Below are 19,096 nucleotides of genomic sequence, written 5' to 3'. Positions count from 1 at the left end.
ACATTCTATCCAACTTGGTATGAAAATAAACCTTGCTTCTATAGCCCGGCATTCTGTATTCATCAGGCTGGGTTGTTTTATTTTGGCTTTATTAGTACTTTGGTTGCCTTTTGCCATACCAATATATTTACTAGTGCCTAATGTCAATTTAGTCAGTATTATGACAATGGTACTACTGTATATAGAATTTATTGTTTTACTAAAAATATGGAGTCAGCAAGTTTACAAACAACCCCAAATTTTTCAGCACTACGGTTTACAATTTACGCGATTAAATGGCGTAGATTTAGTAAGGGGTTTGGCTATTGGATTTGTTAGTATTTTAATTTTATTTGGTTTAGAAGGTTTGCTAGGTTTATTGGTATGGCAACAACCCAAAGTTTTTTTATTAAAAGTAGTATTAGAAGGTTCCCTCACAGGTTTGGGTGTTGGGTTTGCTGAAGAATTGTTATTTCGAGGTTGGTTGTTGGATGAGTTGCAGCGAGATTATTCTCCCCGTGTAGCACTTTGGACAAATGCAATTATTTTTGGGGTATCGCATTTTATTAAGCCAGTGGAAGCAATTATTCACACATTGCCACAACTCCCTGCTTTAGTGCTGCTGGGGTTGACCCAGGTATGGGGAAAGCGCTGGCGTAGGGGGCGTTTGGGTTTACCTATTGGTTTGCATGGTGGTTTAGTTTGGGGTTATTACATCATTAATGTTGGGGGATTGATTGAATATACGAATCGGGTTCCTGATTGGGTGACTGGGGTAAATAAGAATCCTTTGATGGGGGTGATGGGGTTAGTGTTGATGGGCGTTTTGGCATTGTGGATGAGGGGACAAGCATCTAGAATTTAAAATAAAAATAACAAGATAATCCCCATAAATAAATCCAGTAACTTTATTTTGAATGCATGAACGAAGTTGAGGTATCAGACTGCGAAATAATAATCACAATTCATCGCAATTTCAACAGTATGTCCTTCTATAAGGTTTAGATCTTGAATTTCGATTTTATTTCCAAGTGAGACTGTTGCTGTTAAGTACAGGCTATATTTCACTTGCAAACCTACTTTTTTATTTCATGATACATCAAGCTGCTTGCAGAAATAAAATTGCTCGGCATTAGGGATATTATTGACCTAATCACTAACTCTTTAAAGGATTGCGAATATAGCCATACTTACCATTCAATCCCACCCATGCCAATCCTTCAGAAAAGTTTCCAACCTGATCAAATGTTGGTTGAATTACAAAGTTGCCACTCTTATTGATATAACCATATTTGCCATCAGTTTTGACTGCCGCTAGTCCTTCGTGAAAATTGTAAGTATCTGCAAATATTGGCTTGATGATGACGTTCCCTGTCTTGTCAATATAACCCCATTTGCTATCAATCTTTACCGATGCTAGCTCTTCAGAGAATTTGTAATTGTCATCAAATATTGGCTTGATAACCACTTTGCCGTTTTTGTCAATGTAACCAGATTTGTCAGCAATCGTTACATCTGCAAGCCCTTCAGAGAAATACCCGGCATTATTAAATTGTGGTTGAATAACAAAGTTACCGCTCTTATCGATAAAGCCCCATTTTCCCCTAGTCTTTACTGCTGCAAGCCCTTCGGAGAAATCAGCAGCACCAGCGAATTTTCTCTCAATTACGAAACTCCCTGTTTTATCAATAAAGCCACAAGTACTGACAACACATGCCCTTGCTAGCCCCTCAGAAAAATTATTTGCATTGTCTTTGGTAAATTGCTGAGTGATGACAAATTTTCCAGTCTTATCGATATAACCCCAGTTTTGTCCTGAAATCCAAACTCTTGCTAGTCCTTCAGAAAATTTATCAGTTTCATCAAACTGTGGTTGAATTACTACATTTCCACTCTTGTCAATATAGCCCCACTTGCCATCTATTTGTACTTGCGCCAGCCCTTCAGAAAACTCACCAACACCATCAAATTGTGGTTGTATGGCAAAATTAATATTTTCTGAAGAGGCAGGTAAGATTGGTGCTGTAGTTGATGTATCTGTTGGTGTAGAAGAACTAGCTATTGGTGTGGGAGTTGAAGTTGTTACAGGTGGTGGAGATGGAGAACGACTTAGTAGAGCGACAATAGAAAGAACTCCTATTCCCAATCCACCTAGTCCAATTAAACTTCCCCATAGTAGTGGTTTGGGGATTTGTGAAACTATAGTAGTTAGTGTAGAAGATACAAAAGGTTGTGAATGGGTTTGTGACTGTGGAATTATAGCACTTAGCGCTTGTAATGCCTCGGATGCAGACTGGTAGCGTTGGCTAAAGTGATAGCGTACCATCTTAGTTAAAATATTGGCTAGCTTATCGCTCACCTGTACATAATTGCGCCAAATCAGTTCACCTGTTGTATTATCCAGCAGTAACTGTTGCGGCATTAAGCCTGTGAGAGCTTGGATACCAATCATTCCTACTGCATAGATATCACTACATAATTTGGGGTCACGATTGGCTTGTTCAGTTGGCATATAACCAGGAGTACCGATCGCAATGGTAGATCTAACCTGACCTTGAGTATTCATTGCTAAACTGCCAATTTCTTTGACTGCGCCAAAGTCAATCAATACAATTTTTCCATCACTTCGACGCCGCATTAAATTTTGGGGTTTAATATCCCGGTGGACGATATTACGTTGATGGACGATCGCCAATACTTCCAAGGTTTCCTGCAACAGTCTGACAACTTCATTTTCACTAAAACGCCTACCAGGAGTCAGTTCTTTGCTCAAATCATGCCCATCAACAAATTCTTGAACTAAATAGAATTCACCATTTTCTTCAAAGTGAGCAAACAGCCTTGGTATTCGATCATTTTGTCCTAATTGGTACAAAACTTGTGCTTCTGTTTCAAATAATCTTCTGGCAATAGGTAAAACAGATGGATCGGGACTGGTTGGCTTTAGGTGTTTGACCACACATTGGGCATAAGTGGGTAAATCCATATCTTTTCTAAATATGTGTCGGCAAATCCACCACTCCCGAGTTGTTGGACTATCTGGTAGTGATTACGCAGGATTGTTCCATTGACCAGCATAAGGTTGAACCAGTAGAGCTAAAGGCTAATGTGATTGTATGAATCAACATCAATGCTCAACTGTTTAATTACTGAAAAAATAATATTTTAGTTACTTTTGTTTAAGAAGTAACCTCAGCCATTGTCCCCACTAAACAAGCCCGATCTAAATTCACTCCACTTAAATTTGCCCCTTCTAACTCTGCACACAGTAGATTTGCACCCGTCAAATTTGCTCCTGACAAATTTGCCTCTCTCATATCTGCTTCTTCTAAATTTGCTTCACTCAACAACGCCCCTTGTAAATCTGTACGACTTAAGTCTGCGCCTTTGAGATTTGCCCCTGTGAGGTTAGCACCTCGTAAGTCAGCACCCCGTAAGTCAACTCCTTGTAAGTTGACATTCATCAAATTTGCACCACTGAGGAAAGCACCAGCAAAAGACACTTCACTCAGTCTCGCCCCCATTAAATTAGCACCACGTAAATTGCTACCTCGTAAGTCAGCACCTGTCAAGTCTGCTTGCATTAAGTTCGCACCCATTAAATTAGCACGCAAATCAGTTGCTTGTAGGTTTGCTCCCATTAAATTTGTACCTTCCAAATGGGCGCCTTCAAGTTTAGAAGCAGCAAAATTTGTACCCACAAGAGTAGCACCAGCAAAGTTGATGCGGTTTAAATCCAAGTTTGATAAATCTTCGTCTTCTAAATTAGCTCCTGCTAAGTGCTTGATTTTTCCTGATTTAATGGCTTCGGTGTTCATGTGGTTAGTTAAAAAATTTATTTAACAATTAAGTGCAGCTTTGGGTAAAGTCGTAATTTTTGAAACGCAAAGGGACGCAGAGTAGGCGCAGAGGTACGCAGAATTTCTCTACGTAGAATTCGCTAGGAATAAATGGAAATTTGTACTACGATAGAAACAAATTACTAAGTTAAAAAAGCGTTCATTGTATACGTGAATTCTGATTTATTTCTACACTGCTTTTAGTTTCACTCTCTAGTCGAGAATCCAATAACCACATACCTGTACTGGCTTTGGGTGTAATTATGGGTAACTCTAGTCCTTGTTGCAAGCCCATAACTAATAGTGTTAAGGCATCTATCAGTTTTGGATCAAACCGTCGCGATTGTTGTTTGCATTCTTCTAAAGCTTGATTAATGATTTCTTCACGACTCAACTGAGATGACTGTTTTTGATGCACTCGCCATTGAAATTCAACAATGAGTGCCAAAATTCTCGATTCTAGGGGAATTTCATCGCCAGCTAATCTGGCAGGTTCACCAGTTCCATCCCACCACTCGCTTTGGTGAGTGATGATTTGTGCTACTGCTCGTAGCCTGGGCATTGTTCGCAGTACCTGCGCGCCTGGTACAAGAGGACAAGTTAAAGGACAACTGGGTGCATCTTCTTGGTAATAAGTGGTGATACCGGGAGTGAGTACACTTTCTACTCTTTGCAGTGGCTCTATACGGTGTAGCAATCCGGCTAAGCGCAATCTTTTTATTTGCCATGCGGGCAAATCCAAAAGTTGCCCCATTGTATCTACTAATGCCACAATTTCTGCTGCTGCCATTGGATTAGTAATATCAGCAGCATCGATAATTTGCGCCATCCGCAAAAATGCCTGGATTTCATTAGAAACTAAGTTATTATCTAAGGCTTGGTGGCGGATGGTGGTGGGAACAGATATGTTTACCTGTTCGGTTTGGAGGTAATCAACTACACGAGATACTACTGCACTTAATTCTTCTGATGTAGCTAAGCTGGGTTGAATAGCTTGTTGATCAGCAGTGAGTTTTGCTGCTAATTCTGGATTGTAGCGTTGGATGTGAGCGATCGCTAAGGTGGCTGTTTCTTTGACTAATTCTGGTTCAAATGTCCACAAGCCGTAAAATTTTCTTTCTAAATCTGATCCAGGCAATCCAGAACTACCATAATCAGCAGCAGATAATTCTTGACAAATTACCATTGCTGTGTATTTTGGCGATAAGATAATCAAGTGCCATTCTTGGGCTACCGGATCAGTCGGATCTAAAGCAACTAAGTTGACATTAGGTAACTGACTAGTGGAATGTTCTGCCCAGCCAGTATCTGGGGCTGCCATGATAGTTACTTGACGTGATTTTTTGGCGATGTCTGCGTATCGTTCTGCTTCTTGGAGATACCATTTCCCTCGTTCAAAGGCGGTAATTACCAAGGGTGAGGTGACATCATTTAATATATGGTCTTCTAGAGCATGACATAGGGCGACTAGGGTATTTTTATAGTACACACCGAATCTAATCGGTCTTTTACTATGGCGATGAGCGATTTCCAGCTGTTGGAGTATGGAGCCTTCTAACATGAGGTTTGATTAAACTAACCGCGAATGATGCCTCTCGGCAAAGAGGAGAAAATAATGGCTTATGTCACTTTAGTTTACTGTTTGATACTCAATTATGCTATCTACTGAGAGTGCTAATATTCTGTAACAAATCTAAGCCAATGCACCCAAAGCTATTAGGGTAGATTTTTGTGCTGTTGTTAAACCATAAGCTCCTGTAATATTCATGCCTTCATATAATCTAGGAGTTGTTAAAGTTTTTAGGCACTCACCTGTTTTGATATCCCAAACTTTTATTGTCTCATCTTGGGAGCCAGTGGCGACCATCTTGCCTTGAGGACTGAAGGCAACTGATTGCACAGGTTGAGTGTGTCCATAATAAATGCCTACACACTCACCTGTATTAATATCCCACAATCTTACTGACTGGTCTGCACTGCCACTAGCTAAGATTTTTCCACAAGGGCTGAAGGCAAGGGAAGTTACCCAGCTTGTATGTCCTTCACAAATGTCAAGACATTCACCTGTGTTGATATCCCAGAGTCTTACGGTCTGATCAGCACTACCACTAGCCAGAGTACGACCATCTGGACTCTGGACGACACAGAAGACATAATTACTATGCCCTTTTAATGTCCTGACTTCTGTGTCATTGTTGATATGCCAAAGTTTAACTGAGGCATCTATACTCCCACTGGCTAATGTTTTACCGTCCCTACTAAATGCGACTGCAAATACTCCTTCGCTATGTCCTTGGAATGTTCTCACTTCCACATTACTGCTAACATCCCAAAGCTTTATAGAATTATCAAAACTGCCACTCGCTATGGTTTTACTGTCAGGACTAAATGCGACTGAATGTACCCAGTCAGTATGTCCTTGATAAGTTTTTAAACATTCTCCCGTGCTAGCATTCCAAAGCTTAACGGAGGAGTCAAAACTGCCACTTACCAAGGTTTTTCCGTCATAACTAAATGCTACGGAAAAAACTTGAGAAGTATGTCCAGACAAAGTATTTAGGCATTTACTAGTTCTGACATCCCACAATCTTACTTTTTTATCGGCATTGCCACTGGCTAATTTTTCACTGTCTGGACTAAAAGATAGAGAGTATATATTGTTACTATAACCTTTACAAGTTCTGAGGCAAATGCCAGTATCAGCGTCCCATAACCTGACTGTTTGGTCTGTACTGCCACTGGCTATAATCCTACTTTCCGTATTAAATGCTACTGAGGAGACAGTATTGGTGTGTCCAGTATAAGTTTTTAGACAGTTACCAGTAATGACATCCCATAGCTTCACTGTTTTGTCGGCACTACCACTAACTAAAGTACTACCATTGGGACTAAATGCAACAGAGAATATTCCACGAGTATGTCCGGTGAAAGTTTTAATTTCTTGAGCAGTACGAATATTCCAAAGTTTAATTGAGGTGTCTAAACTACCACTAGCTAATGTTTTACCATCACAGCTAAAGGCTAATGACAATATGGTGTGATTGTGTACAAAAAAAGTTTTAATCTCTGTGCCACTGCGAACATCCCAAAGTTTGATAGAACAGTCTAAACTACCACTGGCTAATATTTTACCTACAGGACTAAAAGCAACTGAAAGTACTTGATGACTATGTCCGTAAAAAGTATCTATGCAAGCTGCTGTACTCACATCCCAGAGTTTAACTAGACCATCTAGTCCAGCACTGGCGATAACTTTACCATCTGGACTAAAAGTAACAGAAGATATTCCATGATTATGTCCCGTGCAAGTTCTAATTTCTTTGCCAGTGCTAACATCCCAAATTTTTAATAAAGAATCAAAACTGCCACTGGCAAGAATATTTCCTTGAGGACTAAAAGCAACAGAAAAGACTTGGTTGGTATGTCCTCTTAAGGTAAGAAGATGCTTTCCTGTTTGCACCTGCCACAAGTAAACATTACCATTAGCATCACCTGTCGCTAACAAGTTACCATCTGGACTTAGGGCTAAAGATAATACGGCAACCAAAATTTTAGAAAAAACGGATTTTGTTAAATCTGAATTAGTAAAATCGACATTATGTAGTTTTATTCCTTGAAGATTAGCTTGCCAAACCCGAAGCTGGGAAAAGTCGTAACCACTTAAATCTATTTCTAACTGTCGTAGCAAGTTTATGAGATTACCACTGATGTATCCTGTTTCTTTTAAAGATTCACTCCTTAATCGTGCCAAAATTTCTCTACAGTGATTTTCAATATTGTTGGGAGATCCAAAATTAGCAAGCAATTTCTCAATTACTGGTAGTAAGATTAAGCAAATTTGACTATCTTTAATATAATCTTTAGCAGTAGCTTTGACCAAAGCATGAGTAGTAAATAATTCCAGTTGTCCAGAAATTATTTCTGTAGAAATTTGCTCGATAAATTGAGCGATCGCGTACTCCATGACGACAGGTTGTTGAGTAATATAAGCAGCTTTCTTTTCAATTAATGACCGCCTTTGCAAGCAAGCGATCGCCTGCATAATTTCACTTTGGGGAATGTTGGCAATACAATCATCTTGTAGTTCTACCAATGTAATTGGCTCTCTATTAATAGCAAGCCAGTACATTATGTCTTTTTCTAATTGACTCAAACGCTGAAATTGCCTATCTAATAAATTGCGAATATCATCAAAAACAAATATACCTTGATTTAAAAGTTCTAAAAATTCGGAAATATTACTATCAAAACAGTCCCGAATCGCAGAAGCTACAATCTTTAAAGCCAGGGGATTTACTGCATAATGAGAAATCAAAACTTGCCATTCTGTTTCTGAAGCAGTAAAAGACCCTTTAGTAGAGAAAATTTCTCGAACAGCACTCAAAGGTAAACCAGTTACTTGTAAGCTGTGGACGGGTAAATTTTCGCCTTCAAATGTCGCAAATCCTTGGGGTTTTTCACGAGAAGTCAGGATTAAGCAACTATTGTGGCGTGTGTCTGCAATACATTGCAGCAGTTGACTATAGCCAGAGTATCCTTGACGATAACCTCCAGCGCGATCGCCACTTTGCAGCACTGCTTCAATATTATCTAAAACAAGAAAACAGCGCCTAGTACGTAGGTAATTTATCAACCGCAAGATTTTCCCATCCAAGCTGCTTGGTAATTGTGTTTCTTGTTGGTTGGAGAAAAAATGAATTACTTCCGCTAACACCTCTTCCACTAAGGGAGCATTACGAAGACTTCGCCAGATAATAAAATCAAATTCATTTTGAAGTTGCTGTGCTAATTTGGCAGCAAGAGCAGTTTTACCGATTCCACCCATGCCTAAAAGTAAAAGCAAACGGCAGTTATCTTGAACAATCCATTGTTTGAGGGTATGCAATTCTTCTATACGACCAAAGAAAATCGATACATCGGGTGCTTCTCCCCAATCCTGCTGTCCGTTGCGTTCAACTATTTCGTTCCAGTTCAATCCTAAAACTTGACAGTAAGCTTTAAAAGCTCCAGCATTAATAGGCACTTTTCCTGCTAAGAAACGTTTCCAAGTTCCTTCAGAAATTCCCTCAGCAAAAAAACCCTCTGCTTCCGAATCTGTTCCTAAAACTTTACTTGCTTGTTGAAGCCATTTGGGGTTGTCGATTGTCCAGCCTTTTTCAATTCTTGCTTGTTTAATTTTCGCTCTTCCATATACAGATGGTTTGAGAGTAGACATAATTCTTGCAAAAGACAACTTTTGCGATCGCATATCTATTTAGAAATCACGTTTTTATTTGCTATTTACGTAAAAGTTCAATTGTCAAGATCAGTTCTTATAACTCTTGCTGATCCGAAACCGATCTTGTGACATTTAGGTAAAGTAAGCCACCTTAAAAACGTAGAAAGTCAAGTTGGTGTAGCCAAAACCGATTAGCTACAGAACCTTTCTCACCTTTACTAACACATATATTTCAAGCAGATTTCAACTCTTTGTGAGGTACAGAATACACCACCTGTACTATCGCGCACCCTAAGCGCTTGCGTTTAGGGTTAGGGAGAGGTGCAAACACGGGTGAGACAGAACCCTGTAAAGCAAATTTTCTGATTCAAAACCCAATTATTCTATTCAGTCAGTTAAACCATGAAATTTCCTAAACAGTCCATTCCTTTTGTCGTAGCTACTGTTTTAGCTGTCTCTGCTTCCGCAGCCTACTCTCAAACTCAGGTGATTCAAACGCCTAATACTGGAAATACAGTCCCAGTAAACCCTATCCCTATTGAACCTAATGGTTTGTCTTCCCAGCCAAGTCAATCATATCCAAAAGAACTTTGCGACTTTCCTTATTTTTGTCTTCCATATCCTTCTAAAGAACCCTATGTAGTATGCAAACCTTATGCTATCCAAGGTTCAAATGGACCTCTGTTATTCTATCGCTGCTACTATACTGTACGCAAACTCCGCACTCAGTAAACTTTGAATTGCTTAAGAATACGGAGTTAGACCATGAAGCGAAGAATTAGAATCTTGGCAATTTTTATTGTCACTTTTGCTATTTTTGTAGTCACAAATTTAGCAGTGAGTAATGTGTATATTCCCATAGTACAAGCACGGGATGCTGTAGAAGATGTCCCGGAAATCCAAGACTCTATGCCTGAACTCGGTGTTTTGCGTAACCTTCCTAGCGATGCTGTAGAACAAAAAACAGATACAACCCAAACTATTACTCAACCACCATCAACTCAGACACAAACTGAGGATTTAGCTTGTAATAACGATAACTTTACCTCTTCAATAGCAGGTGGATTTTTATCAAATAATCCATTTATCAGGACAGACAAAACACCCAATAATCATTCTGCTTTCAAAACAGACTGTCTTAATCCTGCTGCTAATGGACAGTGCTGGGGACAACCCCGCTATCGCTACTACGCTAGATGGAACAATATTAAAGAATGGCGGGGAAAAATTTGCGCTAAGTCAGTACAAAATACTTACAACAATCATGTAGTCTCTTATCAAAGCTCGTCTGATTCATCTTGCCCAATCGGAGGACAAAATTATTGTCAGATATACTACGGTCCTGTTATTAGTTTCCAAGTCAAGGGACATAATGAATCGGAAAATCAGTGGAAACCGATAGAGAAAGATGGAAAGTTAGCGTCCTACGAAATTCCTGCAAATGAGAGAATGTGGTATCACTGGGCGTGGAAAACATCCCAACCTAGCGACTTCCGCTTGGCAGTTAGGTATGCTAAGCCTGACGATGAATTTGATTTCATGATGGATAAGAAAATGTAGAGTAAAGATTGGCAAAAGATTTTTCAAAGGGAACCCACGTTTTTAAACATGGGATTGAGTAAGGTTAATTACGAACACAGATGGACACAGATGGACACCGATAAAATCTGTGTCCATCTATGTTCGATTTTTTTGCAAATAGAGTTTTACTATCAAACACCCAGCAATTGTTTTGGTTTGGTCTCAATCGGTGCAGAAAGCGCTTCTTCTAGTTCAGCACAACCTAGTCTTTCCTCTAATATTTTCATGACTTCGCGTCCAAAGTCGTTGGGGTTTTGTTGCCAAGCTTGCAAGCAAACTTCGCCAAAGAAGGAACCAAGGGGTTCTGGGTTCCATAACATCTTTTGGACAGTCCAAGGTGTGATGTTCATCGGATCGTACCCTGGTTTAAGAATATTTTCTTTGAAAGCATATTCTTCTAGGTGGGTATGGGGTTGCAATCCAATAAAAAATATGGCAGGTTCGACTTTATCTGCCCCAAAAATGCGTTCGAGTTCGCGGTGATAAGCAATTGTTTGGCGAATTGTTTCTGGACGTTCGTCAATGACGTTAAAGGAATAATTCACTGAAACTAAGTCGTTAAACCCAGCGGCTTTTAAATCCCGACAGTTTTGCAAGACAGTACGGAGATTGTAACCCATCCGCATTTTCCGCACCAATTCTTGAGAACCGCTAGTGATACCGATTTCAAAGTAGTTCATTCCGGTTTTCACCATCAATTCACACAACTTGGGTGTGAGATTATCTGCCCGGATATATGCTGCCCAGTGAATGTCTGTCATTCCCGAGTCGACGATTTTTTGTAAAAGTTCAATAGCATCATCGATAAATTTGCGGGCAGGGATAAATTGGGCATCGGTAAACCAGAAATTGCGAACACCACGATCATATAATTGTCGCATTTCGGCAACGACTTCATCGGCGGGGTTTATGCGTACCTGTTTACCTTCAACAACGGTGTAAATACAATAACAGCAGTTGTGAGGACAACCGCGTTTGGTTTGGACACCAATGTAAAAGTCTCCGTCTTGTAGATAATACTGAAATTCTGGCCAGATTGTTTCGATATAGTCGTAGTTACAAGCGGTTTTCTCTAATGGTGTGGGTTGTTCATGAATGAGGCGATCGCGTGGTTTTTCTTCTGCAACAACATAACACCTTTCATCCCGAAATTCTTGTCCGCTCAGTAGTTTTGTCAGCAAAGTTTCGCCTTCACCCACAGAGACAATAGTCCCTTTTGGCAAGCTTTTGCCCACCTGTTCATAAAAGACACTGACTGCACCACCACCAACAATTACACGGGCATTGGGGTGATAACGTTGAGCGCGTTTGATACCCCGCTTCAATAAGCCCAAATTCCGCCACAGTTCGCCGTAGTATCCAGATGCGATCCGCAGCAAACCCATTGCTCCCTGTAGCTTGAGAAATGGATTGCGGGAGTAGAAAAACTCAAAGGTATATTGTAGTGGATTTCCACCACGTCCACCCACAGGAGCATAGATTTGAATATCCCGCCACGAGAATACTAGCAGTGTCGGTTTAAATTCATCAATACAGCGATCTAGAGCTTTAGCATAATCTAGAGGTGGCACTGTTCCTAAATCAAAGATGCGCTGTTCAATGTTAGGAAACTGTTTGTGGACGTGATCGCTAAGATAGACAACCCCAATAGGAAAGATGGGGTTACACGGAAGGCGAACATAGAGAATCCTGTTGAATGTTTTAGCTTCCATCTTGCCGTTTGTCTGGGGTAAAAGAGCAAATTCTGGTTTTGTAATCGGTTTGTTTTGATTTTTATCTTCTATTACAATCGTACTTGACATTATTGATCATTATTGATAAGCACATTTTTTAAATGATGAGCAAAATAGCTAATATTGTCGGGATCGCAAATGCGTAGCATAAGTTAAGTTTTATGAAAGTAATATATCTATAGCTTTACAATAACATTGAGTTTATTGTGGAAGCGAAAAGCTGCGCTTGGTAAGTCTGAGGAAGAAAAATAAAAAATAGGTCTTAAGGTTAATGAAAGTAACTAGACAGTTACTAATGAAATGGGATCACACAATCAACAGGAGAAAAAAATGAAGCTATTTGCTTTGTCCTGATCCAATGTCCATAAGAGTTACACCTTATTGACTTCCTTATAAGATTATTGATAAATTGTTTATGCATAATGTATAATTGCAAGAAAAGCATAGATTTTTACGAAAATTTCATAACTACAGTTTGTATTTCTTTAGGTAGAAATAATTAAGAAAACTTCAGTTGGTAGTCGGGGTTACAGCAACTGGGGATCACTCAGTGTTAGCGTTGCATATGTAAGATAAAATTGTGGCGTAAAGCTCCTCAGCAGTTATGGCTCAAATATTAGATCCTCTACCACCGGAGCAATCGGGAAAGATTCTCTGCTGTTACGTAAATGCCACGAGCAAAATCCAGGTGGCTCGCATCTCTAACATTCCTAACTGGTACTTTGAAAGGGTTGTTTTTCCTGGACAAAGGCTAGTGTTTGAAGCACCCGTTGAAGCTCAACTTGAAATTCATACGGGCATGATGGCAAGTGCAATTTTGTCGGATAAAATTCCGTGCGATCGCCTTGCACTCAACGAACCTAACAGTTATGAGTTGGAAAGTTCAGAACAACCAAGCGATTCTATCAATAAAAAAACGATAGCACAGCCAATTAATACAAGAACCGAAGATACTACAAAACCCTTAACAATAGCTGGTTTCGTATCCGTTGATTAAGAAAATCTATTTAATATCTGGCAGGGTTGCATAATTTAGCAGCCCTTTTTTATTTTTGGTCATTTGTCATTTGTCTCATTATGTCATTGGTAATTTGTTAGTGGTTAGTGGGTACAGACGCGATGTTCCTCGCGTCTGTACATTAGTAGTTAGTGGTTAGTAGTATTTCTCCACCTCTCACACTCCCCCCACTCCACCCTTACCTTAAGCCGCTACGCGTCTACACACTTCCCCTACCTCCCCACTGCCCCTAATCCCCACCAGGGGCCCCGAGTTCCCCACCTCCTTATCTACAATCGTTAATTATGGATCTACCTTCATTTTTGTGGTTGTGGAAAATAGCGGCGTGGTCGATGGGTTTATCGCTGGTAGCTTATGTGCTATTAGCGCTCATCGGTATACGCATGTTTCGTGCTAGAACATTGTGGCAAAGAGAATCAGGCTGGTTAAGCTCTTTCCACTATAAAATCGGTATCTGCCTAGTCAGTTTGGTATTATTACTGCTACTTATTGGAATTGTTGGTACCTACGGTCACTTTGGTTCTTTAGGACACTCACAGCATCTCTGGGCTGGATTAACGACTGTAATGTTAGTTTTACTGTCAGCTGGAAGTGCTACACAAATTCGTGTTGGACATCCTTGGGCTAGACGTATTCATATAGGTGCTAATGTTGCTATATTCTTTGCTTTTGCTTGGGTATCAATAACTGGTTGGAGTGTGGTGCAAAAGTATTTGCCTTAATATCATTTTCGCTTGGTAATTGAGATATTACCTAATAGTTGCGATCGCCTGATTTAAACACTTTTCCATTAGATAAAATCAAACTAAATCTTGGCAACAGGCCAGATGGGGATAATTATGAACCAAGCTATTGAAGGAGTACGGTGGACAATTTATGATCTAGAAGTTTTGCCTGAAAATGAGTGGACGCGCTATGAAATTATTGACGGAGAACTTTTCATGACTCGCTCTCCTCATCGTCGTCATCAACAAGTTTGCGGTAAAATATTCCGACAACTTGATGTTTGGTCAGATGCGAGTGGTTTAGGAGAAACAATTGTTGCTCCCGGTTTAATTTTTTCTGAGGCGGATAGCGTCATACCAGATGTGGTTTGGGTAAGTCAAGAAAGACTAGCTCAAATTGAAGATGAAACGGGACATTTGACAGGCGCACCAGAGTTAGTTGTAGAAGTTTTATCCCCTGGGAAACAAAACGAACTTCTAGATAAGGAAGCAAAACTTAAACTTTATTCAGTTCAAGGTGTACAAAAGTATTGGATTGTTGATCGCTTCACCAAACAAGTCGAAGTTTATCGACGGGAAAAAGCACGATTAGTTTTAGTTGCAACATTGTTAGGTGATGATGAAATATCTTCGCCACTTTTACCAGGATTTTGTTGTTCTATTAGTTGCTTTTTCCCTGAATAGTAGCAAGTTCAAGAAAAATTATTGAAGTTAAAGTCTCTGAATTTTGAATATTTGAGAAAAGGCGATCGCATTTACAACCTTGATTCTTGATTATGAAACCACAAGGTTCACAAAGTGCGAACTAAAATTAAAAAAGAGCTTGGTCGCCTGGTTTTTTTGAACGTAGTTTTGGAGCTTGGTAAGGTGAACCTTGAGTTAGAGAATCTCAAGGGGAATTACTAGAGTGTGAATCCTTGCTATGAGACACACTTATGGAACACACATGTAGACGACGCCCCTAAGGGCGGCTTCCCGTAGGTACACAGATGGTTTTGCCTGGGCTGGCTGTCTTTTTATTTGTATACGTCGCCTATACGATGGTCGATTTTTCATTCCCTCGTTGTGAACTATTAGCCCGTAGAATTCTAGCTAGTATATAGTTAAAGTTAAGAATTGTGATGAGCCGTGACAGCAAACTCAGATAATACCTCGCCTGCAATTTTTCGCCTATCTCCTCTTATTCGGATTACGCTTTTAAGTTTATACGTAGCCCTAACCCTACCTTTGCCTTTTCTTGCTGAAGTCACAAATGCACCCATTCCACCAACTTTACTTTGGTTAGGGATTAGCATTGGTTTAGTTGGCTTGTATGCAGTGTTAACAGAACGTGTAATTTTAGATGACCAAGGAATTCAGGTAACTTATGCCAATTGGGTTCCACGTTTTTTTCGTAAAGGTTGGTCGTTACCTTGGTCGGAAGCCAAACAGTTAAAACCCCGGACAACAGGACAGGGAGGACTAGTTTACTATTTCCTCAGCCAAGACGGAAAAGCTTATTTGTTGCCCATGCGTGTCGCAGGTTTTGCTCGGATGGTAAAACTGGTACAAGAAAAGACAGGTATTGATACCAGTGATGTCTATCCTTTAGCACAACCTTGGATGTATTTAATCTTACTAGGTTTTACAGTAATATTACTTTTAATAGATGCTTGGACTATAGGTATTAGTCTAACTCAAGGTAATTTCAGTTAAAAATGAATGTAAAAAAGAGTCTAAGAACTAGCAGTCATATAAGTACTATAATTTGATTGAAGGTTGAATTTGGAAACTTTGCCAACAGCAAAACTAAGACTAGAAAAAGTTAGTCTTTATACAACTTTGCAGGGTAAACAGCAGGGATACCCAATATTACAGGATATCTCCTTTGAAGTATTTGAGGGCGATCGCGTTGCGATTGTTGGGCCATCTGGTGCGGGAAAAACTTATTTATTACGTCTCCTCAACCGTTTGAGTGAACCTACGAGTGGCAAAATTTATTTAGATAATCAGGAATACCGACAAATTCCGATTTTACAGCTACGTGCCTGTGTGACACTGCTTCCCCAAGAGTCAAAACTACTAGGAATGACTGTCAAAGAAGCTTTGGGGTATCCTCTGGTTTTACGTGGTTTGCCGAAACAGACTATTCAGCAAAGACTCTGTCACTGGATTGAACAACTGCACATACCCGATGACTGGTTGGGAAAAACAGAAGTGCAACTTTCTGCTGGACAACGGCAATTAATTGCGATCGCCCGGGCATTAATCATTCAACCACAAATTTTATTATTAGATGAGCCTACGTCTGCCTTGGATGTAGGTAGTGCTTCTCGTGTGATAGCAATTCTTAATCAACTAGCCCAAAGTCGTCAAACTACAGTTTTAATGGTAAATCATCAGCTAGAAATGGCTGAATTATTTTGCGATCGGCTGTTGCACTTACAACAGGGACAGCTAATAGCAAATCAAAGTGGTACTGATATAAATTGGGCTAAGTTACGAGAAGGCATAGTACAGGCAGAAACACAAATTGCTGAAGAATGGAATTAGTTATTTGTTAGTGGATAGTGATTAATGGTTAGGGGTAAATAACCAATTACTAACTACTAACTATTAACTACCAACTACTAATGTACAGACGCGAGGAACATCGCGTCTCTACCTACTAACTACTAACTACTAACAAAATTACCTTTGACTACTCAATGTTGAAGGCTGATTGTTGAATCTTTCTGCCGTTAACTTTGTCAGTGATTGTGGCAAATTGGTATTCAAAATCTCCATATTAAACCGATATCCTACATTACGGATGGTTTGAATTAAGCTAGGTTGTCGCGGATCAAGTTCTACTTTTTTCCGCAGTGATAAAACGTGAGTATCAATGGTACGAGGATTATCAATTGCATCAGGCCAGGCACGCCGCAGCAATTCCGACCTACTCAAAGGAACTCCTCCTGCTTGTGCTAAAACATATAACAAACTAAATTCCTGTGGTGTTAAATCTATAAATTCTCCTTGGAAACGGACACGGCGTTGCACTAAATCTATTTGCAATGTTCCATAATCGAGATAAGCTGGGGCAACAGGTGTACGGTTGCGGCGTATTAGCGCCTCTACCCGTGCTAAAAATTCCTGCATTCCAAATGGTTTGGTCAGGTAATCATCTGCCCCCGCCTTCAAGCCAGCAACAATATCAGCTTCATTACTACGGGCAGATAGCATTAAGATTAATGGCTGCTGCTGACGATGCAACCATCGGCAAAACTCAATGCCATCTCCATCTGGCAAGTCCGCATCTAAAATGACTAGTGTCGGATGGTGAGTTAGAAAAACTTCCCTGGCTTGATAAATACTTGCGGCTTGATGCACCCGATAGTCCAGTTGTTGCAAGTGCCAGCCAAGCAACGACCTCAGATGGGGATTTCCCTCTACGATTTCAATACAAACCGAACCCACGGTGGCAAGACCCCTTAGCGTGCATGACTTTCAAAGTAACAAAGCCTATGTCTTGGGTTTTGTAACCCTTGTTACTTCAATTGCCAATAATTTTTAATTTAATCATGCATAAGCTGGCAATGCATCGAACTAAAAGCCTTATCTCAAGCTATGTTGGTAACTTTCTTAAATTTTTGTTATAATTATTAAATATTTTTTTAGTTAGCTATTCCATTGGGAATAAGGGTGTCACTTACCAAAAAAGTAACTGTGCTAGTTCGTTGATTACTAATGAAAAGTCTCGTCTATTTGAGAAAAACAGATACTGCCAGGCACAAACAACATCCAACTACGTCAGTGAATGTGGAAGCATTGTTTTGATAACCAAATATAAAAATAACTTACCGACTCATCAAATTCATGTTTTTCTGGAATAGGATCAGTTTAGGTTGTAGCTCAAGCAGGGGTATTCCCTACAGCAGAAGATAGGGATTTTAAATAAGTGTCAAACTGAAATGTACTTCACATTTCAGCTTGAATAATTTACAATTCTCATTCCAAAGAGATTTTTACAGCAGTATGCTCCAAGACACACAAACCATCCGCTATTACCAAAGACTCACTGACGCCTTCGTCGAGTTATGGAATCGCGGTTATCGCACTGATGATATGCGGATGTATTTGGATGGTTATCTAGCCGCGCTGCGACATGGTAACGCCATTGAGCCTTATTTGATCCATCGCCTAGAGGAGGAAGCTACCCGCTATTTATACGATGTATCGAACTTCACAATGACGCAACCAGAGCCAGAGCCAGACTACTACAAGTGACTTTCGGCCAGTCACAAGATGCTCACTCCTGATTGACGCAGACAATTATAGCACGTTGTCTGCCCTAGTCAATGATGGTGGCGGTGTGAAATTTGGAGATTTTTTGGTGTTGCATATTTATTTGGGGAATAATTTTTTTGGTGTTCTTGGTGACTTGGTGAGTCCACTTGCCGTCGTAGACGCGGTAGCGGCTTTTCGTAGGTAGGACGGTTAATTATTCATCCCTAATTTGTGTAACACTGATTTTTAACAATATAATCCCCTCTGTGACGTTTCAGTTTTTCGACAGGGGGGATTTTTGGTTACTTTGCCCTTGGTCATTAGTCATGAGTCATTAGTCATTGATGTTTTACAAATGACATAGGACAAAGGACAAATGACTAAGAAGCTAAAGCCACTTCTACCATTTGCTGCAATTCACCCTTTTGATAAAGTTCGATCATGATGTCTGAACCACCAACGAATTCACCATTAATATACACTTGAGGAATTGTCGGCCAGTTGGAATATTCCTTAATTCCCTGGCGGAGTTCGTAGTCGTCCAAAATATTTACAGTCTCAAAGGGAACTCCTAATGTGTTCAAAATCTGTACTACATTGTTGGAAAAACCACACATAGGCATTAATTTGGTTCCCTTCATAAAAACCAAAATCTTGTTTTGTTGGAGTAAATTATCAATTCTTTCTTTCAGTTCTGGCGTCATAGTATTTGTGTTCCTACTCTCTATACTTGTTAGTGGTTGATGGTTGGTTGT

The 19,096-nt window shown here is 39.9% G+C and carries 17 protein-coding genes; 10 read left to right on the top strand and 7 right to left on the bottom strand.

Going from position 1 to position 19,096, the window contains the following annotated elements:
* Nucleotides 1–19: 19 nt before the first annotated feature.
* A complete protein-coding gene (locus RS893_RS13460; RefSeq protein WP_315791607.1) occupies nt 20–844 on the top strand; it encodes a type II CAAX endopeptidase family protein in 825 nt (274 codons plus the stop codon).
* A gap of 291 nt (nt 845–1,135) precedes the next feature.
* Here RS893_RS13460 and RS893_RS13455 read toward each other — a convergent pair whose 3' ends face one another.
* The 4 genes from RS893_RS13455 to RS893_RS13440 form a co-directional block, all read right to left on the bottom strand.
* Nucleotides 1,136–2,965: a WG repeat-containing protein gene (locus tag RS893_RS13455; RefSeq protein ID WP_396336448.1), complete on the bottom strand. Its 1,830-nt coding sequence runs from the start codon at nt 2,963–2,965 to the stop codon at nt 1,136–1,138.
* Nucleotides 2,966–3,158: 193 nt separating this feature from the next.
* Nucleotides 3,159–3,797: a pentapeptide repeat-containing protein gene (locus tag RS893_RS13450; protein WP_315791606.1), complete on the bottom strand. Its 639-nt coding sequence runs from the start codon at nt 3,795–3,797 to the stop codon at nt 3,159–3,161.
* Nucleotides 3,798–3,978: 181 nt separating this feature from the next.
* Nucleotides 3,979–5,379, bottom strand: a complete 1,401-nt coding sequence (locus RS893_RS13445; protein WP_315791605.1) for a DICT sensory domain-containing protein — start codon at nt 5,377–5,379, stop codon at nt 3,979–3,981.
* Between the two features lie 132 nt (nt 5,380–5,511).
* Nucleotides 5,512–9,033 carry an NB-ARC domain-containing protein gene (locus RS893_RS13440; protein ID WP_315791604.1) on the bottom strand — a complete coding sequence of 1,174 codons (3,522 nt, stop codon included), beginning with the start codon at nt 9,031–9,033 and terminating at the stop codon, nt 5,512–5,514.
* Nucleotides 9,034–9,438: 405 nt separating this feature from the next.
* Between RS893_RS13440 and RS893_RS13435 the strand changes: the two genes are divergently transcribed.
* Both RS893_RS13435 and RS893_RS13430 read left to right on the top strand, forming a co-directional pair.
* Nucleotides 9,439–9,768: a hypothetical protein gene (locus RS893_RS13435; protein WP_315791603.1), complete on the top strand. Its 330-nt coding sequence runs from the start codon at nt 9,439–9,441 to the stop codon at nt 9,766–9,768.
* A 33-nt stretch (nt 9,769–9,801) separates the two neighbouring features.
* Nucleotides 9,802–10,596 (top strand): hypothetical protein, encoded by a 795-nt coding sequence (locus tag RS893_RS13430; protein ID WP_315791602.1) that lies wholly within the window; start codon nt 9,802–9,804, stop codon nt 10,594–10,596.
* Between the two features lie 152 nt (nt 10,597–10,748).
* Here the strand turns inward: RS893_RS13430 and RS893_RS13425 are convergent, their stop codons facing one another.
* Nucleotides 10,749–12,329 (bottom strand): photosystem II high light acclimation radical SAM protein, encoded by a 1,581-nt coding sequence (locus RS893_RS13425; protein ID WP_315791961.1) that lies wholly within the window; start codon nt 12,327–12,329, stop codon nt 10,749–10,751.
* Nucleotides 12,330–12,954: 625 nt separating this feature from the next.
* Here RS893_RS13425 and RS893_RS13420 point away from each other — a divergent pair.
* The 5 genes from RS893_RS13420 to RS893_RS13400 all read left to right on the top strand — a co-directional run bounded on the left by RS893_RS13420 (nt 12,955) and on the right by RS893_RS13400 (nt 16,625).
* A complete protein-coding gene (locus tag RS893_RS13420; protein WP_315791601.1) occupies nt 12,955–13,347 on the top strand; it encodes a DUF1830 domain-containing protein in 393 nt (130 codons plus the stop codon).
* 305 nt (nt 13,348–13,652) lie between these two features.
* On the top strand, nt 13,653–14,090 hold the full coding sequence (locus tag RS893_RS13415) for a DUF4079 domain-containing protein (protein ID WP_315791600.1): 438 nt from the start codon (nt 13,653–13,655) through the stop codon (nt 14,088–14,090).
* A gap of 117 nt (nt 14,091–14,207) precedes the next feature.
* On the top strand, nt 14,208–14,777 hold the full coding sequence (locus RS893_RS13410; RefSeq protein WP_315791599.1) for a Uma2 family endonuclease: 570 nt from the start codon (nt 14,208–14,210) through the stop codon (nt 14,775–14,777).
* A gap of 444 nt (nt 14,778–15,221) precedes the next feature.
* Nucleotides 15,222–15,788: a hypothetical protein gene (locus tag RS893_RS13405; RefSeq protein ID WP_315791598.1), complete on the top strand. Its 567-nt coding sequence runs from the start codon at nt 15,222–15,224 to the stop codon at nt 15,786–15,788.
* A 69-nt stretch (nt 15,789–15,857) separates the two neighbouring features.
* On the top strand, nt 15,858–16,625 hold the full coding sequence (locus tag RS893_RS13400; protein ID WP_315791597.1) for an ABC transporter ATP-binding protein: 768 nt from the start codon (nt 15,858–15,860) through the stop codon (nt 16,623–16,625).
* 138 nt (nt 16,626–16,763) lie between these two features.
* Here RS893_RS13400 and RS893_RS13395 read toward each other — a convergent pair whose 3' ends face one another.
* Nucleotides 16,764–17,531 (bottom strand): response regulator transcription factor, encoded by a 768-nt coding sequence (locus RS893_RS13395; RefSeq protein ID WP_026085758.1) that lies wholly within the window; start codon nt 17,529–17,531, stop codon nt 16,764–16,766.
* A gap of 558 nt (nt 17,532–18,089) precedes the next feature.
* Here RS893_RS13395 and RS893_RS13390 point away from each other — a divergent pair.
* Nucleotides 18,090–18,341, top strand: a complete 252-nt coding sequence (locus RS893_RS13390; RefSeq protein ID WP_009456072.1) for a DUF6761 family protein — start codon at nt 18,090–18,092, stop codon at nt 18,339–18,341.
* 55 nt (nt 18,342–18,396) lie between these two features.
* Entirely contained in the window at nt 18,397–18,546 is a 150-nt protein-coding gene (locus RS893_RS13385) for a hypothetical protein (protein ID WP_315791596.1), read from the top strand.
* Between the two features lie 175 nt (nt 18,547–18,721).
* Here RS893_RS13385 and grxD read toward each other — a convergent pair whose 3' ends face one another.
* Nucleotides 18,722–19,045, bottom strand: a complete 324-nt coding sequence (gene grxD / locus RS893_RS13380; RefSeq protein WP_315791595.1) for a Grx4 family monothiol glutaredoxin — start codon at nt 19,043–19,045, stop codon at nt 18,722–18,724.
* Between the last annotated feature and the right edge of the window lie 51 nt (nt 19,046–19,096).

It is taken from the genome of Fischerella sp. JS2 (assembly GCF_032393985.1).
Taxonomy (GTDB): Bacteria; Cyanobacteriota; Cyanobacteriia; order Cyanobacteriales; family Nostocaceae; genus Fischerella.
The sequence above is the reverse complement of the archived record's forward strand: the minus strand, read 5'-3'. Positions and strand labels throughout refer to the sequence as shown.

What these genes read in the sequence shown, in the direction of transcription:
- RS893_RS13455 (WP_396336448.1), bottom strand. Translation starts at nt 2,965, where the DNA reads ATGGATTTACCCACTTATGCCCAATGTGTGGTCAAACACCTAAAGCCA.
- grxD (WP_315791595.1), bottom strand. Translation starts at nt 19,045, where the DNA reads ATGACGCCAGAACTGAAAGAAAGAATTGATAATTTACTCCAACAAAAC.
- RS893_RS13410 (WP_315791599.1), top strand. Translation starts at nt 14,208, where the DNA reads ATGAACCAAGCTATTGAAGGAGTACGGTGGACAATTTATGATCTAGAA.
- RS893_RS13390 (WP_009456072.1), top strand. Translation starts at nt 18,090, where the DNA reads ATGCTCCAAGACACACAAACCATCCGCTATTACCAAAGACTCACTGAC.
- RS893_RS13440 (WP_315791604.1), bottom strand. Translation starts at nt 9,033, where the DNA reads ATGTCTACTCTCAAACCATCTGTATATGGAAGAGCGAAAATTAAACAA.
- RS893_RS13460 (WP_315791607.1), top strand. Translation starts at nt 20, where the DNA reads ATGAAAATAAACCTTGCTTCTATAGCCCGGCATTCTGTATTCATCAGG.
- RS893_RS13445 (WP_315791605.1), bottom strand. Translation starts at nt 5,379, where the DNA reads ATGTTAGAAGGCTCCATACTCCAACAGCTGGAAATCGCTCATCGCCAT.
- RS893_RS13450 (WP_315791606.1), bottom strand. Translation starts at nt 3,797, where the DNA reads ATGAACACCGAAGCCATTAAATCAGGAAAAATCAAGCACTTAGCAGGA.
- RS893_RS13425 (WP_315791961.1), bottom strand. Translation starts at nt 12,329, where the DNA reads ATGGAAGCTAAAACATTCAACAGGATTCTCTATGTTCGCCTTCCGTGT.
- RS893_RS13435 (WP_315791603.1), top strand. Translation starts at nt 9,439, where the DNA reads ATGAAATTTCCTAAACAGTCCATTCCTTTTGTCGTAGCTACTGTTTTA.
- RS893_RS13430 (WP_315791602.1), top strand. Translation starts at nt 9,802, where the DNA reads ATGAAGCGAAGAATTAGAATCTTGGCAATTTTTATTGTCACTTTTGCT.
- RS893_RS13420 (WP_315791601.1), top strand. Translation starts at nt 12,955, where the DNA reads ATGGCTCAAATATTAGATCCTCTACCACCGGAGCAATCGGGAAAGATT.
- RS893_RS13415 (WP_315791600.1), top strand. Translation starts at nt 13,653, where the DNA reads ATGGATCTACCTTCATTTTTGTGGTTGTGGAAAATAGCGGCGTGGTCG.